General features: G+C 62.9%; 15 protein-coding genes. 4 read left to right on the top strand and 11 right to left on the bottom strand.

Annotation, left to right across the window (positions count from 1 at the left end):
• Positions 1 to 34: 34 nt before the first annotated feature.
• Both FJ954_RS21990 and FJ954_RS21985 read right to left on the bottom strand, forming a co-directional pair.
• Positions 35 to 904, bottom strand: a complete 870-nt coding sequence (locus FJ954_RS21990; protein ID WP_140663129.1) for a uracil-DNA glycosylase — start codon at positions 902 to 904, stop codon at positions 35 to 37.
• Positions 905 to 994: 90 nt separating this feature from the next.
• Positions 995 to 1639, bottom strand: a complete 645-nt coding sequence (locus tag FJ954_RS21985; protein WP_140663127.1) for a hypothetical protein — start codon at positions 1637 to 1639, stop codon at positions 995 to 997.
• A gap of 220 nt (positions 1640 to 1859) precedes the next feature.
• On the opposite strand from FJ954_RS21985, the gene FJ954_RS21980 reads away from it, so the two are divergent.
• Both FJ954_RS21980 and FJ954_RS21975 read left to right on the top strand, forming a co-directional pair.
• The gene (locus FJ954_RS21980; RefSeq protein WP_140663125.1) at positions 1860 to 3539 is read left to right on the top strand and encodes an electron transfer flavoprotein-ubiquinone oxidoreductase; all 1680 of its coding nucleotides are present in this window, start codon (positions 1860 to 1862) and stop codon (positions 3537 to 3539) included.
• A gap of 138 nt (positions 3540 to 3677) precedes the next feature.
• The gene (locus FJ954_RS21975) at positions 3678 to 4274 is read left to right on the top strand and encodes a DUF922 domain-containing protein (protein WP_140663123.1); all 597 of its coding nucleotides are present in this window, start codon (positions 3678 to 3680) and stop codon (positions 4272 to 4274) included.
• A gap of 63 nt (positions 4275 to 4337) precedes the next feature.
• On the opposite strand, the gene FJ954_RS21970 is transcribed toward FJ954_RS21975, so the two are convergent.
• The 5 genes from FJ954_RS21970 to FJ954_RS21955 all read right to left on the bottom strand — a co-directional run bounded on the left by FJ954_RS21970 (position 4338) and on the right by FJ954_RS21955 (position 8013).
• On the bottom strand, positions 4338 to 5348 hold the full coding sequence (locus FJ954_RS21970) for an endonuclease/exonuclease/phosphatase family protein (protein WP_181177896.1): 1011 nt from the start codon (positions 5346 to 5348) through the stop codon (positions 4338 to 4340).
• 146 nt (positions 5349 to 5494) lie between these two features.
• Positions 5495 to 6955 (bottom strand): AMP nucleosidase, encoded by a 1461-nt coding sequence (locus tag FJ954_RS21965; RefSeq protein WP_224641891.1) that lies wholly within the window; start codon positions 6953 to 6955, stop codon positions 5495 to 5497.
• A gap of 117 nt (positions 6956 to 7072) precedes the next feature.
• Positions 7073 to 7267 (bottom strand): hypothetical protein, encoded by a 195-nt coding sequence (locus tag FJ954_RS21960; RefSeq protein WP_140663117.1) that lies wholly within the window; start codon positions 7265 to 7267, stop codon positions 7073 to 7075.
• A gap of 40 nt (positions 7268 to 7307) precedes the next feature.
• A complete protein-coding gene (locus FJ954_RS31665) occupies positions 7308 to 7463 on the bottom strand; it encodes a hypothetical protein (protein ID WP_181166393.1) in 156 nt (51 codons plus the stop codon).
• Positions 7464 to 7671: 208 nt separating this feature from the next.
• The gene (locus FJ954_RS21955) at positions 7672 to 8013 is read right to left on the bottom strand and encodes a DUF2147 domain-containing protein (protein ID WP_140618524.1); all 342 of its coding nucleotides are present in this window, start codon (positions 8011 to 8013) and stop codon (positions 7672 to 7674) included.
• Positions 8014 to 8452: 439 nt separating this feature from the next.
• Here FJ954_RS21955 and FJ954_RS21950 point away from each other — a divergent pair, with 439 nt between their 5' ends.
• Both FJ954_RS21950 and FJ954_RS21945 read left to right on the top strand, forming a co-directional pair.
• Positions 8453 to 8719 carry a sel1 repeat family protein gene (locus tag FJ954_RS21950; protein ID WP_010915070.1) on the top strand — a complete coding sequence of 89 codons (267 nt, stop codon included), beginning with the start codon at positions 8453 to 8455 and terminating at the stop codon, positions 8717 to 8719.
• Between the two features lie 425 nt (positions 8720 to 9144).
• Positions 9145 to 10266: a branched-chain amino acid ABC transporter substrate-binding protein gene (locus FJ954_RS21945; RefSeq protein WP_015318602.1), complete on the top strand. Its 1122-nt coding sequence runs from the start codon at positions 9145 to 9147 to the stop codon at positions 10264 to 10266.
• 73 nt (positions 10267 to 10339) lie between these two features.
• Here the strand turns inward: FJ954_RS21945 and FJ954_RS21940 are convergent, their stop codons facing one another.
• From FJ954_RS21940 to FJ954_RS21925, 4 genes are all read right to left on the bottom strand, one after another.
• Complete coding sequence (locus FJ954_RS21940; RefSeq protein WP_140663115.1) at positions 10340 to 12325, bottom strand: acetyl/propionyl/methylcrotonyl-CoA carboxylase subunit alpha; 1986 nt, start codon at positions 12323 to 12325, stop codon at positions 10340 to 10342.
• 49 nt (positions 12326 to 12374) lie between these two features.
• Complete coding sequence (locus FJ954_RS21935; protein WP_015318600.1) at positions 12375 to 12749, bottom strand: hypothetical protein; 375 nt, start codon at positions 12747 to 12749, stop codon at positions 12375 to 12377.
• A gap of 120 nt (positions 12750 to 12869) precedes the next feature.
• A complete protein-coding gene (locus FJ954_RS21930; RefSeq protein ID WP_140663113.1) occupies positions 12870 to 13400 on the bottom strand; it encodes an O-acetyl-ADP-ribose deacetylase in 531 nt (176 codons plus the stop codon).
• 1 nt (position 13401) lies between these two features.
• The gene (locus FJ954_RS21925; RefSeq protein ID WP_140663112.1) at positions 13402 to 15009 is read right to left on the bottom strand and encodes a carboxyl transferase domain-containing protein; all 1608 of its coding nucleotides are present in this window, start codon (positions 15007 to 15009) and stop codon (positions 13402 to 13404) included.
• Position 15010: the final 1 nt, after the last annotated feature.

Raw genomic sequence — 15010 nt, 5'->3', positions numbered from 1 at the left:
GCTGAATGTATTTCAATTACCTGCAAGGTCATCGCTAGCTCACTTCCCTAAGCTTCGCCTTCACCTCGAGAAAATCCCGCCATGCGAGCTTCTTGTGCGCGGGCGTGCGCAAGAGATAGGCCGGGTGCAGTGTCGGCATGGCCGGAATGGCAATGCCGGAACCCGTGGTGTGGATGCGCCAGTTGCCGCGCAGCCGCAGGATCCCTTCCGAGGTGTTGAGCAAGGTCTTGGCCGACGGGCCGCCGAGATTGATCAGCACCTTGGGATTGACCAGCTCGATCTGACGCTCGATGAACGGCCGGCAGATCTCGGTTTCGTGCGGCGTCGGCGTGCGGTTGCCGGGTGGGCGCCAGGGAATGACATTGGCGATGTAGACCGAGCTACGGTCGAGGCCGATCGCCGCCAGCATCCGGTCGAGCAGGCGGCCCGAGCGGCCGACGAAGGGCAGTCCTTCAATGTCCTCGTCACGGCCGGGGGCTTCACCGACCAGCATGACTGCGGCTTGCGGGTTGCCGTCGGCGAAAACGAGATTCTTGGCGGTGGCCTTGAGATTGCAGCCCTCGAAAGCGGCCATGTGCTGGCGTAATTCGTCCAGCGACATTGCCGCGGTCGCCAGCTGGCGCGCCAGCGCCGCCTGCGCTTCGTCGGGCACGGCCGACGTCGGCGGGCGCGGGGCCGGAGCATCCGGCAAGGCGCGCGCATCGAGGCGCGGTGGACCCGCGGCCGGCTCCGGTGCCTTGCTTTCGCGTGGCGCCGCCGCCGGCGTGCGCTCCGCCGGCTTCGGCACGGCCTCCGCGAACCGATTGACGGGCGCATCCTCCAAAGCCTCGTCAACACCCGCGCTGGCATAGAAGGCGAGCAGATCGGCGAAATCGACGGGATTGTTGGGAGAGGCGGCAGTCATGGCCGCACCATCGTCCGGGCGGGATCAATTTGCAACCTCGACGAGGTCGGTGGCGGCAGCCAATCCCGCTTGCCAAGGCGAGGTCGCGATCTAGCCAGTGGGTATGCGTGGATCCTGCACCAAATAGAAGGTCCATCGCGGCGTGTAGTCGGTCATCAGGAATTCGAAGCTGGCGGTCTTCAGCGGGTCCACCTTGCCGTTTTTGAACAGCAGCCGGTCATAGGGCTCGAAATCGCGGTCGAAATCGGCGAAATTGCTCGACCAGATATTGTCGGGCGCCTTGTTGCGCTGGTCGAACGAAAGCCCGTCTCCGAACACGCTTGGCTGGTCCAGTATTTCCTGAAGCTCGAACTGGAACTCGATCCAGGCCTGGCCGCTGTTGTTGAGCACGTCAATGCGCATATACATGATGCCATTGGCGAACTCGCCTGCTCTGCCGAATGCCTGGATCGGCTTTGTGGTACGGATGGTCAGCGTCACGGGTGTCGCCGAATTCAGCTCTTCGGTGATGATCAGCGGATCGTCCTTGGTTCCGATGCCGGAGGCTCCGGTGATGCGGAAACCGCCAAGCTCGTCGGAGAACGAGTACGCGCCTGTCGCCCAGACCTTCACTTCATCCGCGACGGCATGACCCGGGCTCGACGCCAGAAGGGCCAAAATAAGCGCCCGGCAGGCCCGGCCGGGCGTTGATGGAAAGCGCGTCGAAGAGAAGCCGCCTGGCCCGGGAATGCGCATGGCGGGAAGTATGGCCGATAAGCAAGCCGTCGAACAATAGAAAACGCAAGCCTGGCGGGTCGCGCCGCGCGGAAATGGCCTCTCTGCCGCGCAAAGCGCGACTCTTTGGCCAAATCGGCATTGTCACGTATGCGCCGGTTTCCTGTCGCCAATTGATGCGCTATGCAGCGCAGGAGCCAGCAAGATACGCCAACGGCGGCAAGCCAGTGCGGAGGGGTTGATGAGCGATATCGAACGCGAAAGCATGGAATTCGACGTGGTCATCGTCGGTGCCGGACCGGCCGGCCTTGCCGCGGCCATCCGCCTCAAGCAGGTCAATCCCGAGCTCTCCGTCGTCGTGCTGGAAAAGGGCGGCGAAGTCGGCGCCCACATCCTGTCGGGGGCCGTCGTCGATCCGATCGGCATCGACCGGTTGCTGCCTGGCTGGCGCGAGGAGGATGGTCATCCCTTCAAGACGCCGGTCACTGCGGACCATTTCCTGGTGCTCGGCCCCGCCGGTTCGTTCCGCCTGCCCAACATCTTCATGCCGCCGCTGATGAACAACCACGGCAACTATATCGTCTCGCTCGGCAACGTCTGCCGCTGGCTGGCTGGCAAGGCCGAGGCGCTCGGCGTCGAGATCTACCCAGGCTTTGCCGCGGCCGGCCTGCTCTACAATGAAGAAGGTGCCGTCACCGGCGTCGTCACCGGAGACATGGGCGTCGAGAAGGACGGCACGCATGGTCCAGGCTTCGCGCCGGGCATGGCGTTGATGGGCAAATATGTGCTGATCGGCGAAGGCGCGCGCGGTTCGCTGGCCAAGCAGTTGATCGCTAGATATAAACTCTCCGATGGCCGCGAGCCCGGCAAATACGGCATCGGCCTCAAGGAACTCTGGCAGGTCAAGCCGGAGAACCATCGGCCGGGTCTGGTGCAGCATTCCTTCGGCTGGCCGCTGGACATGAAGACTGGCGGCGGTTCGTTCCTCTATCATCTGGAGGATAATCAGGTGGCGGTCGGCTTCGTCCTCCACCTCAATTACAGGAATCCCTATCTGTCGCCTTTCGAGGAATTCCAGCGCTTCAAGACCCATCCGGCGATCGCGGGCACGTTCGACGGCGCCAAGCGCCTGGGCTACGGCGCGCGCGCCATAACCGAGGGCGGCTGGCAGTCGGTGCCGAAATTGTCATTCCCGGGCGGTGCGCTGATGGGGTGCGCGGCGGGCTTCGTCAACGTGCCGCGCATCAAGGGCTCCCACAATGCGGTGCTGTCGGGGATGCTGGCGGCCGAGCATGTCGCCGAGGCGATCGGCGCCGGCCGTGCCAATGACGAGCTTTCCGCCTATGAGGATGCCTGGCGGGCGACCGACATCGGCAAGGACCTGAAGAAGGTGCGCAACGTCAAGCCGCTGTGGTCGCGCTTCGGCACCATTATGGGCGTCAGCCTCGGCGGCCTCGACATGTGGCTGAACACGCTGTTCGGCGTCTCGCCCTTCGGCACGCTGAAGCACGGCAAGGCCGACTATGCCACGCTCGAGCCTGCCGCCCAGCACAAGAAGATCGTCTACCCGAAGCCGGATGGCGTGCTGACCTTCGACCGTCTGTCCTCGGTGTTCCTGTCCAACACCAATCACGAGGAAAACGAGCCGGTCCATCTGCTGGTCGGCGACATGGACCTGCAGAAACGCTCGGAACATGATGTCTTTGCCGGACCTTCCACACGCTATTGCCCGGCCGGCGTCTACGAATGGGTCGACAAGGACGGCAACGCCGCCGCCGATCCGCAGGCTAAGGATGTGCGCTTCGTCATCAACGCGCAGAACTGCGTCCACTGCAAGACCTGCGACATCAAGGACCCGAACCAGAACATCGACTGGGTGCCCCCGCAAGGCGGTGAAGGACCGGTCTACCAGGGCATGTGACCCCTGCGCCGCCGGGCCGTCCAGGGCGCGGCAGCAAAATTGCAGCGGAGTTCTGGCTGCGAGAGCATGCAGCGTAGCAGAACCGTTGAAACTATCACCGGCTTATGGTTCCCTTCTCCGGGGACAAGGAGAAGGCCGATGCGCCGGACAGTTCTGACATGCCTCGCCGTCATCGGGACACTGTGCGCGCCTCAGGCCTTGGCCGGCACCAGGGCAATCGTCCAGACGCGGACCTACGACATCACGGGAAACTCGGGTACGGCCTTCATCGATGCGATGGACAGCAAGGGGCCCAAGCACGGCTTCATGACGCATGCCATAGCCACAACCGCCTATACGGTCGACTGGGATCTCGGCGGAGGCCAGGACAACGGCGTCTGCCGGCTGCGGCGGGTCAACGGCACGCTCAATCTGTTCTACACCTTCCCTCGCGTCGGCTCGCCCATGGCGCCGACGTTGAAGAGGCGTTGGAACAGGTTTTTCGCCGGTGTTCGCGCCCATGAGGAAACACATGGGCGCATCGCCAGGGAGATGATGCGCGTGACAGAAAGGTCGATAACTGGCCTGCGGGTCGCCAACGACCCGTCATGCGACAAGGCGCGCCGCGAGGCTCGGCTTCGCATCAAGGCCGTTTATGCAGAATATGAGGCGAGGCAAAACGCCTTCGATCGGCGTGAGCATCGCGATGGCGGCCATGTCGAACATCTGATCGCTGCCTTGATCGGGAAACCTTGAACGAGCAATCCGTTCGCCATCTCAACGCTTCGCCGCGGCGCGGGTGCTCCATTCGTTGACGCGTCAGCCGTGCGGCTCAGCAGGCAAATCGTGCGCCGCGAGCGCGGTGGCGTGCCCATCCTCAGGCTGTTTCTCATCGGACCGGACCAAAAATTCGACCAGCACCGGCAGGTGGTCGGAGCCGGCATCTTCCAGCCGCGTCGAAGACAGGATCGTCACGCCGCCTTTGCTGAACACCTGATCGATCGGCAGGCCTGCATAGCGGCGCAGGAAGTCGGGCAGCGTCCGGTGGATCCAGGTCGGGCCGGCGGAAGGCATGAGTGTCAGCCCGCCGAGAGCCGCGACCCGCCGCACCGCGGCACTCCACGGCACGGCGTTGCAATCGCCTGCCATGATCGCGGTCTCGCCGAGCGCGGCCAGTGGCTGCGCCAGTTCGCCGATCTGCCAGTATTGCTCCTTCGGCCAGGGCCAGCTCAAATGAATCGCGGCGACATCGACATCGGTGCCGCCGAAGTCGACCGTGGCGATGGCCATCGCGCCGCGCGGCTCGCAGCGCGGCGCGGCGTCGGCGGCAAAGGGCCGGCGCGACAGCAGCGCCACGCCGAACATGCCGTTTGGGTAGGGGCAGAGGATTCGGTAGGGGTAGGCGCTGGCGATGTAGCCAAGCTCGGTCGTCCACATCTGCGACACCTCGTCGAGCGTGATCACGTCCGGATTGGTGCGGCCGATCAGTGAGAGCACTTTCTTAGGTGTCGGGTTGTTGAAGCGCAGATTCATCTGCAGCAGGCTGTAGACGATCTGGCCGGTCGGCTTGGCGGCCGCCTGTTGTGGCCACCATTTGGGCAGCGCACCCGTCGTTGTGGCCAGGCAGAAAATGGCAAAAAGCAGCCCAGCCGCGGCTTGCAGCCGAAACGAGCTGGCGAGCAGCGGCAGCGCCAGAAGTGCCATCAGCACGCTGAGATGAATGCGGAAATGCGAGAAGGAATCGAACGCCGGGTGCAGTGCGCCGAAAAATCCGGCCAACAAAGCGGCCGACAATGCCGTCATCGCCAGGAATGCCAGCCCAGCCGTCATGTTCAAGCGCGCGCCTGTTGCCATTGAGGTCGTGTCTGCGAGGTTGTATCCGCTGAATGCCGCCTGTCGGTCCGTTCGATTTGCTTATCGGCCAAATTGCGGCCTGAGCAAGACGACGAATTGCCTCGCCGAGGCTTCGCGGTCGCCTACTGGAATGCCGTTTCCGAAAAGCTCCGGAGCTTGCGCGAATGCAGCCGCTCCATCGGCATCTCCGCCAGCTTCTCCATCGCCCTGATGCCGATAGTCAGGTGCTGCGCCACCTGCCGCTTGTAGAATTCGGTTGCCATGCCAGGCAGCTTCAACTCGCCATGCAGCGGCTTGTCGGAAACGCACAGCAGCGTGCCGTAGGGGACGCGGAAGCGGAAGCCATTGGCGGCGATGGTCGCCGATTCCATGTCGAGCGCAATGGCGCGCGACTGCGACAGGCGCTGCACCGGTCCGCGCTGGTCGCGCAGTTCCCAGTTGCGGTTGTCGATGGTGGCGACGGTGCCGGTACGCATGATGCGCTTCAAATCATAGCCCGACAGGCCGGTGACCTCGGCGACGGCTTCCTGCAGCGCGACCTGGATCTCGGCCAACGGCGGGATCGGCACCCAGACCGGAAGATCGTCGTCCAGCACGTGGTCCTCGCGCACATAGGCATGCGCGAGCACATAGTCGCCGAGCGCCTGGGTGTTGCGCAGCCCGGCGCAGTGACCAAGCATCACCCAGGCATGTGGCCGAAGCACCGCGACATGGTCGGTGATGGTCTTGGCATTGGAAGGACCCACGCCGATATTGACCATGGTGATGCCGCCATGGTTCGGCTTCTTCAGATGGTAGGCAGGCATCTGCGGCAGGCGCTGTGGCGCTACGCCTTCGCTGGGCGCGCTCTGCCCGGCCCGGGTGATAACGTTGCCAGGTTCGACAAATTCCGTGTAGCCGTCACCGCCCTTTTCCATCAGGTCGCGGGCGCGGGCGACGAACTCGTCGATATAGAACTGATAGTTGGTGAACAGCACGAAGTTCTGGAAATGCTGCGGGCTGGTTGCGGTGTAGTGCGTCATGCGGTGCAGCGAATAGTCGATGCGCTGCGCCGTGAACGGCGCCAGCGGCCGGGGCTCGCCGAAGGCCACTTCGAACGTGCCATTGGCGATCTGATCGTCGGTGCCGTCGAGATCCGGCACGTCGAACAGGTCGCGGATCGGCCGCTTGATGCGTTCGGCAGCGGCGCCGTCGACATAGGTGCCTTCCAGAAAAGCGAAATGCAGCGGGATCGGGGTGGTCGATTCCGAGACGGCTACCGACACGCCGTGATTGCGCATGATCAGCCGAAGCTGCTCGATGAGGTAGGTCTCGAACAGGTCCGGCTGGGTAACCGTGGTGGCGAAATGCCCTGGTGTTGGCATGTGGCCATAGGCCTGGCGCGAGTCGACCTGGGTGAACGAACTCGTGGTGACGCCGATCTCGGGGTAGAAGGCCCGGTAGCGCTTGCTGCTGTCGCCGCCGGCGGCTAGGGCCGCGAAGGAATCGCGCAGAAACTTGGTATTGCGGTCGTAGAGCACCTGCAGCGCGGCAACGGCCTTTTCGGCGTTATCGAAGCTTTGCCGGCCAAAGGGCTCGGGCATGACGACAGATTCGATGGCTTGGGGATAGATTCGCTTTTCCATGGCTCAATATAGAGACTTGGACGGGCGGTTGGGAGGGGGCTCGCCGCCGAAGGCGCTCAAAGCGCGCTTTTTTCTTCAACCCCGCTGCAGGCTGACCAGCAGCACGAACCCGACGCCGGACTTTCTGAGCGCCGGCGCCTCGATCGTCGAGCCGCTATCGGCGCGCATCATCGGCACCGCCAGGACCGGAGCGGCCAGAAGTATCAGGATGAGCGCCGCCCGCGGCAGGAGCCGGAGGGACTTGGAGAGGTTGGCGGCGATGCGGTTCATGATCTCTGTGCTTTTCTTTTCGAGGTCCGGGTTCTCTGCTTCAGTGACGAAAATCGGTCGGGCAGGCGAGATGGCACATTCTGGTGGCGCCGTCCCAGGAGCGCGGGGAACGGCCCGCTTCGGCGACAAGGATGGCGAAGAACATTCCAAACAGGCTCATCAGCAGGCAGACGATGGTGAAGCGGCGAGCAAGCATTGGGTCCGTGTCTCCTTCAACACGCATGAGAATGCCCTGACGCCTCTGAACCGGCTCTGATGCCGGCGTTCATCTGCCGTTCAAATTGATTGAAGGGATGTTGGCTGGGTTGCGGCAACCAGAATGCCGACCGAGCGCTGCCTGCTCATCGACAGAACGAAAACGGGGCCCGCCAGGCCCCGTTTAGAGATCACACGGAAATGGTCGCTTAGAGTTTGTGCCAGGTCTGGCTCTTGCAGATCAGTCCGCCGAGCACGCAACCGCTCATCTTGAGCGAGGCGCCCGACAAGGTTGCCTTGCCCGAATAGGTCTTGTCATTTGCCGGATCGGTGATGTTGCCGGTGTATTTGTTGTCGCCGGCCGCCTTGAGCGAGCCGATGGTCTTGCCGGCATATTTGCCTGATTTGAGCGTGATGGAGAACGAGCTGCTGCCTGAAATGGCAGCGGTGTCGCCGGCTTGCGTTTTCCAGTTGCCCTCGATCGGATCGGCCCACGCCGCGCCGCTCAGGATCAAAGTGGCCGCCAGGGCCAGGCTCACTTTTCGAGACATGTCTTCCTCCCTTTGGATAGCCGGCCGAATGCTCCGCCTCGCCGGTCTGCCGCTTACGCAAACGTAAGCTAATCCAGCTTCCGTCAAAACGAAAGCGGTGCCGCGACGGAAGGTTTTGGCATTTCGAAAGCGCCTGAATTCGCCCTGTCGGCCCGGAAATGAAAACGACCGGCGCCTCGTGTTTGCTTTCTAGGGTTAGCAGAGTGTTGACCGCGCGCTCGAAAATTTTCGTCAAATTTGGCGAAAACCAGCTGAATTGCTGGCTTCGTATCCTTAACGAATCTTCGCGTTTACCTCTTGTTTTAGCTTTGTTTTCCTCAAATTAAGCACGCCATTTAACGACGGATTCAAGCCTGCGCGGCATTCTCGAAAGCATCGAAAGAGCGGCCCGGACAAGACGAACGGAGGCAGCTCTCGGGAGCCAGACAGGGGACTAAAAATGGCACGTTTTGAAATGCTTGAAGCAGGCTTCGGCGCCATGGGGGCAACTGCCCAGGCCGACATTCTTTTCGAATTGGGCATGATGTATGCGACCGGCCGCGATTGCGAAACCGACGTCGTTGCCGCCCACAAATGGTTCAACATCGCCGCCATCAAGGGATCGGCCCGCGCCGCCGAGTTGCGCTCGGAACTCTCGGCGGCCATGTCGAAGGTCGAGATCGCCAAGGCGCTGCGCGAAGCCCGCGAATGGATGACCATGCACTGAGTTCCGCCAGACGGGGACGCTCCGGCCAAGACCGCAGAAAGACGGTCGGGCCAACAGGGAAAAGGCTGCGCAGACAGCCAGGCCACGGCCATCGACAACGAGAATGCGGCACGCCGACAGGTCCAAGCCGCGCAACGGACCATGATCCCGAAGACTCCGGTTTTCGGAAGGATCATGGCCAACATGAAGACAGGGAAGGTGGGTTGGGTTCAGCGCGGGGGCGCCGGGGAAACAGCCTGACCGGCAAAAAAAGCCACGACCGGCCGGAACAAGGCTGGCGTGGCTTTTTGCGTGGATGAGGCCGCGCAGGCCTAATCGAGTGGCGCCAATGCGCCTAGACAGGTCCGATGAAGGATGAAATTGTCCCGCCTCTCTGGAAGAAGCGCGGCCGGGCGGCCGCGCGTGAGTGGAGGAGTTCTATTGTCATGAAAAAAATGAGTGTTTTGAGCGCGGCCATTTTCGGCCTGATGATGAGCGCGCCGGTCGCGTTCGCCGATGACATCACCATTTCGGTGGTCGGCCCGATGACCGGACAGCTCGCCACCATCGGCGATCAGTTCAAGCAGGGCGCACAGGCCGCCGCCGACGCCATCAACGCGGCTGGCGGCGTCAACGGCTCCCAGATCAAGCTCGACATCGAAGACGACCAGTGCGATCCCAAGCAGGCGGTGTCGGTCGCCAATCGCATCGTCGCCAACAGCGTCAAGTTCATCGACGGGCATGCCTGCTCGGGTTCCAGCATTCCGGCCTCGGCGGTCTATGCCGAAGCCGGCGCCCTGATGATGAGCCCGGCTTCCTCGAACCCGGTGCTGACCGATGCGGCCGCCAAGGCCGGCTGGTCGACAATCATGCGTCTCTACACGCGTGACGACGCACAGGGCGCCTTCATCGGCCCGTGGATCGCCAAGAAATACGCCGGCAAGAACGTCGTCATCCTGCACGACAAGAGCGCTTACGGCCAGGGCGTGGCTGATGCCGTCAAGGCGACCATGAATGCCGGTGGCCTCAAGGAGGTCTATTATGACGCCATCAACCCCGGCGAGAAGGACTATTCGGCGCTTGTCACCAAGCTGAAGGATCTCAAGGCCGATGTCGTCTATTTCGGCGGTTATCATCCTGAAGCTGGCCTGATCCTGCGTCAGTCGGCGGAACAGAATTTCAAGTTCCAGCTGATCATGCCGGACTCGATCGCTTCGCCGGAATTCTGGCAGGTTGCCGGCCCGGCCGGCGAGGGCACGATGTTCGTGTTCCCATCGGATCCGCAGGCAAAGCCGGAAGCCAAGGCAGCCGTCGAGAAGATCAAGGCCGGCGGCTTCGTGCCGGAAGGCTTCACGCTGTTCTCCTATGCCGTGGTCCAGGCATTCGCCGAAGGCATCAAGCGTGCCGGCAGCGACGATCCGGCCAAGGTTGCCGAGGCGCTGAAGAATGGCACGGCGATCAGCACCGTTGTCGGCGACGTCACCTTCGACGAGAAGGGCGACCTCAAGAATGCCAGCTACGACATCAACCAGTGGCATGACGGCAAGTACGCGCCGATCGCGCAGTAATCGCCCTGGCAGTCGGGTACTCCAAGGGAATGGCCGGGTTCGTCCCGGCCATTTCAGTTTGCGGTCGCTCCTTCTATCCGCCGGCGGCCGCTGTGGATGCGTTCTGGTCCTCGGCGAACCGCACCAGCACCGCGCCGTCGGTGACCTGTGCGCCTTCCCCGGCGACCTCGGCGATCACCCCGTCATGCGGGGCGGCGATGGTGTGCTCCATCTTCATCGCCTCGAGGATCAGCAGAGCTTGTCCTTTGATCACAGCGTCGCCTTTCGCCACGCGCACAAGCTTGACCAGGCCCGGCATCGGTGCGCGCAGGCTGCCGGTGGCGGCGGCCGCTTCATCGCTCCTGGCCAAGGGGTCCGGCACCGCGAAAGTATAGCCGACGGCGCCTTCGAACACCGTGATGTGGCCAGGCCAGCGGGCGAGGCGGGGAACGGCGCGAAGATCATGCAAATTGGTGCTGTCATAAGGCGCATCGAGCGCCACCTGGAAGCGCCCGTCCGATCGCACTGAAATCCTTGCCTGAATGGCTTCATCGCCGAACGTCAGCCGCATGCGCTGCGCCCCGCCGTGGAAATGCGCATAGCCGGCGAGTGATGACCATGGGTCGTTCGACGACGGCAATGCTCCGGCACCCGAGGCCGCCATGGCGGCAGCCGAGATGATCTCGCCGGTCGGCGGCGCGACCGCCGTCAACGCCTCCTGGTGTCTGCCGATCAGACCGGTATCGATGTCTTCAGCCGCAAAATCCGGATCGGCGGCAAGGGCGGCAAGAAAAGCGGTGTTGACGGTGGAGCCGGCAATCTCGGTTTGCGCGAGCGCGGTGCGGAGCGCTTCCAGCGCCTGCCGTCTGTCTCCGGCATGGACGACCAGCTTCGCGATCATCGGGTCGTAGTAGGGCGAGATGGCATCGCCAGCCCGCACGCCGGTCTCGATGCGCATTGTTGCCCCGTCGGGCGCCGCGTCGGGAAACTTCAGGTGGTGCAGCGTGCCTGTCGCCGGCAGAAACCCCTTGGCCGCATCCTCGGCATAGATGCGCGCCTCGAAAGCATGGCCACAAAGCGTGATCTCGCTCTGCGTCTTCGGCAGTTTTTCGCCGCCGGCGACCCGTAACTGCCACTCGACGAGATCGGTGCCGGTGACCATCTCGGTGACCGGATGCTCGACCTGCAGCCGGGTGTTCATTTCCATGAACCAGAAGCGATCGGCCTCGAGGCCTTGCGAGGCGTCGACGATGAATTCGATGGTGCCGGCGCCGGAATAGTTGATTGCTCTGGCGGCTTTTACCGCCGCCTCGCTCATTGCCTTGCGCAAAGCCGGCGTCATGCCGGGGGCGGGGGCCTCCTCGATTACCTTCTGGTGGCGGCGTTGCGCCGAACAGTCGCGCTCGTAGAGATGCACCGCATTGCCGAAATTATCGCCGAACACCTGCACTTCGATATGGCGCGGCTTGTCGACATATTTCTCGACCAGCACGCGGTCGTCGCCGAAAGCGGCCTTTGCTTCGCGCCGGGCGCTGGAGAGTGCCTCGGAAAAGTCATCGGGATGCTCGACGCGGCGCATGCCCTTGCCGCCGCCGCCAGCGCGCGCCTTGATCAGCACGGGATAGCCGATCTCGCGGGCCTTTGACGCAAGCAGCACGATTTCCTGCGCCTCGCCATGATAGCCCGGAACGACCGGAACGCCGGCTTTTTCCATCAGCCGCTTGGCGGCGTCCTTCAGCCCCATGGCGCGGATCGAGGTCGCCGACGGGCCGATGAAAACGAGGCCGGCGGCTACCACCTGGTCGACGAAATCGGGGTTTTCCGACAGGAAGCCGTAACCGGGATGGATGGCCTGCGCACCCGTGGCCAGGGCCGCGGCGACAATCCTGTCACCGCGCAGATAGCTCTCGCCGACGGGCGAAGGACCGATATGGACCGCCTCGTCGGCCATCTCGACATGCAGGGATCTCGCGTCGGCATCCGAATAGACGGCGACAGTGTGCACGCCCAGCTTGCGAGCCGTGCGGATGACGCGGCAAGCGATCTCGCCCCGATTGGCGATCAGGATTTTCGTGAACATGGAGCCTCCCGGGTCAGTATCGGGCGGCGCCATTTTGGTAGGCACCGGCCTATTTCGAAGCGGCGATCTCGCAGGCGCCGCCGGTGGTTACCTTGTAGTGCGCGCGCGTGGCCAGACAGGATTTCATAGCCAGTTCTTCCGCTGCCTTTTGTGACGGCGCGTTCAGATGCCCGCCGCAGATTATGTATGATGACATGATCCGGGCATAAGGCGTGGTGGCGTAGGCCGAATGGCCGCCGGCCGCCACATAGGCCTTGTAGGTCTTGGTACATGGATCTTTCAAATTTCGTGGCAAATAGGGCGGGAAACGCTTGTCTCCCTCGCTTCCCGCCAGCGATCCGGCCACGCCCGCGCCATGCGCGGCGGTTAGCAGCAATGCCGAAAGTATTAAAGTAGACGCATTCCGTGAATATTTCCGTTCCATTCTCACCCCATCCCCATTGCAAAGTGCAGGACGAGCGATAGCGAATATTCTCCGGCGCCGCCAGAGCTGCGGGATGAGCTCGCGATTTCGTGAGCGAACGAAAGGCCTGGCCTATAAAATTCAATCTCCACCCAATGTTGCAAGATGTTGACGGTATAGTTCCGCCATCGCTTCGTCGAAGCAGCAGAAAACAACGATTTCGGGAAGCGCGTTGTGCTTGATGAAGTCATTGACCTCATAGACGGCGATTTCGGTCGCCTCGTCTTTCGGGTAGCGGTAAACACCGGTCGAGATCGCGGGAAACGCCACCGAACGGCAATCATTGGCGGTCGCGAGTTCCAGCGACCTGCGATAGCAAGAGGCCAGCAGTTCGGCTTCGCCCTTGCCGCCGCCCTGCCAGACCGGCCCGACCGTGTGGATGATATGTCGAGCTGGCAGCTTGTAACCCTTGGTGATCTTGGCGTCGCCGACCCTGCATCCGTTCAACATCCGGCATTCTATCTCGAGCTCACGACCCGCCGCGCGGTGGATGGCGCCATCGACTCCACCGCCGCCGAGAAGCGAGGTGTTGGCAGCATTGACGATGGCGTCGACATCCAGCTTCGTGATGTCGCCGGTGTGGATGCGGATCCTGTCTTGGGCCTTGCTCATCTCACATCCTGAACACGCCGAAGCGCGTCTCCTCGATCTCGGCGTTGAGCGACGCGGAAAGGCTGAGCGCCAGCACCTCGCGTGTCCTGGCCGGATCGATGATGCCGTCGTCCCAGAGGCGGGCGGACGAGTAGAGCGGATGGCCCTCATGCTCGTATTTCATCAGGATCGGCTTCTTGAATTTCGCTTCCTCCTCGGCGCTCCACTCGCCGCCCTTTCGCTCGATGCCTTCGCGCTTGACCATGGCGAGCACGGTTGCCGCCTGTTCGCCGCCCATCACCGAGATGCGCGCGTTCGGCCACATCCACAGGAAGCGCGGTGAGTAGGCGCGGCCGCACATGCCGTAGTTGCCGGCGCCGAACGAACCGCCGATGATGACGGTCACCTTCGGCACCCTGGCGGTCGCCACCGCCATCACCAGCTTGGCGCCGTCCTTGGCGATGCCGCCCGCCTCGTATTTGCGGCCGACCATAAAGCCGGTGATATTCTGAAGGAAAACCAGCGGAATCTTGCGCTGACAGCACAACTCGATGAAGTGCGCGCCCTTCAGCGCGCTTTCGGAAAACAGCACGCCATTGTTGGCGATGACGCCGACCGGCATGCCATGGAGGTGGGCGAAACCGGTGATCAGCGTGGTGCCGTAGTTCTGCTTGAACTCATCGAATTCGGAGCCGTCGACGATGCGCGCGATCACCTCGCGCACGTCATAGGGCTGGCGCAGGTCGGTCGGGACGATGCCATAGAGCTCATCCGCGGGATGAAGCGGCTGATGAGCTTTCTGTAAGCTCAGGCTTACAGCCTTGTTCCGATTCAGGTTCTTGATGATGCGCCGGCAAATGGCGAGCGCGTGTTCGTCGTCCAGCGCATAGTGATCGGCGACGCCGGAAAGCCTGGTGTGTACATCCGCGCCGCCCAATTCCTCGGCGCTGACGTCTTCGCCGGTGGCCGCCTTCACCAGCGGCGGTCCGCCGAGGAAGATGGTCGCCTGGTTGCGCACCATGATCGTCTCGTCCGACATCGCCGGCACATAGGCGCCGCCAGCGGTGCAGGAGCCCATGACGCAGGCGATCTGCGGAACGCCGGCAGCCGACATGTTGGCCTGGTTGTAGAAGATGCGGCCGAAATGCTCGCGGTCGGGAAAGACCTCGTCCTGGTTGGGCAGATTGGCGCCGCCGCTGTCGACCAGATAGACGCATGGCAAATTGTTCTGCAGCGCGATCTCCTGCGCGCGCAGATGCTTCTTCACCGTCAGCGGATAGTAGGTGCCGCCCTTCACCGTGGCGTCGTTGACAACGACCATCACCTCGGTGCCCTCGACGCGGCCGATGCCGGCGATCAGGCCGGCCGACGCTATCTCCTCGCCATACATGGACCAGGCCGCGAACTGGCCGATCTCGAGGAAGGGCGAACCGGTGTCCAGCAATTGCGCCAGGCGTTCGCGCGGCAGCAGCTTGCCACGACCGACATGGCGATCGCGGGCCTCATCCGAGCCGCCGCGCTCGACGGTCGTGGCCTTTTCAGCGATGTCGGCAACCAGAGCCCGCATGCGCTCGGCGTTGGCACGGAAGGTTTCGGAGGAGGGCGAGATCTGGGTTTGGAGGATAGCCATG

This window comes from Mesorhizobium sp. B2-3-15, from assembly GCF_006442875.1.
Lineage (GTDB): Bacteria > Pseudomonadota > Alphaproteobacteria > Rhizobiales > Rhizobiaceae > Mesorhizobium > Mesorhizobium australicum.
The sequence above is the reverse complement of the archived record's forward strand: the minus strand, read 5'-3'. Positions and strand labels throughout refer to the sequence as shown.

Excerpts from the sequence above, each read along its gene's own strand:
- FJ954_RS21975 (WP_140663123.1), top strand. The coding sequence starts at position 3,678 with ATGCGCCGGACAGTTCTGACATGCCTCGCCGTCATCGGGACACTGTGC.
- FJ954_RS31665 (WP_181166393.1), bottom strand. The coding sequence starts at position 7,463 with ATGCTTGCTCGCCGCTTCACCATCGTCTGCCTGCTGATGAGCCTGTTT.
- FJ954_RS21980 (WP_140663125.1), top strand. The coding sequence starts at position 1,860 with ATGAGCGATATCGAACGCGAAAGCATGGAATTCGACGTGGTCATCGTC.
- FJ954_RS21940 (WP_140663115.1), bottom strand. The coding sequence starts at position 12,325 with ATGTTCACGAAAATCCTGATCGCCAATCGGGGCGAGATCGCTTGCCGC.
- FJ954_RS21945 (WP_015318602.1), top strand. The coding sequence starts at position 9,145 with ATGAAAAAAATGAGTGTTTTGAGCGCGGCCATTTTCGGCCTGATGATG.
- FJ954_RS21925 (WP_140663112.1), bottom strand. The coding sequence starts at position 15,009 with ATGGCTATCCTCCAAACCCAGATCTCGCCCTCCTCCGAAACCTTCCGT.
- FJ954_RS21935 (WP_015318600.1), bottom strand. The coding sequence starts at position 12,749 with ATGGAACGGAAATATTCACGGAATGCGTCTACTTTAATACTTTCGGCA.
- FJ954_RS21990 (WP_140663129.1), bottom strand. The coding sequence starts at position 904 with ATGACTGCCGCCTCTCCCAACAATCCCGTCGATTTCGCCGATCTGCTC.
- FJ954_RS21985 (WP_140663127.1), bottom strand. The coding sequence starts at position 1,639 with ATGCGCATTCCCGGGCCAGGCGGCTTCTCTTCGACGCGCTTTCCATCA.
- FJ954_RS21970 (WP_181177896.1), bottom strand. The coding sequence starts at position 5,348 with ATGACGGCTGGGCTGGCATTCCTGGCGATGACGGCATTGTCGGCCGCT.
- FJ954_RS21960 (WP_140663117.1), bottom strand. The coding sequence starts at position 7,267 with ATGAACCGCATCGCCGCCAACCTCTCCAAGTCCCTCCGGCTCCTGCCG.
- FJ954_RS21965 (WP_224641891.1), bottom strand. The coding sequence starts at position 6,955 with ATGCCCGAGCCCTTTGGCCGGCAAAGCTTCGATAACGCCGAAAAGGCC.
- FJ954_RS21930 (WP_140663113.1), bottom strand. The coding sequence starts at position 13,400 with ATGAGCAAGGCCCAAGACAGGATCCGCATCCACACCGGCGACATCACG.
- FJ954_RS21955 (WP_140618524.1), bottom strand. The coding sequence starts at position 8,013 with ATGTCTCGAAAAGTGAGCCTGGCCCTGGCGGCCACTTTGATCCTGAGC.
- FJ954_RS21950 (WP_010915070.1), top strand. The coding sequence starts at position 8,453 with ATGGCACGTTTTGAAATGCTTGAAGCAGGCTTCGGCGCCATGGGGGCA.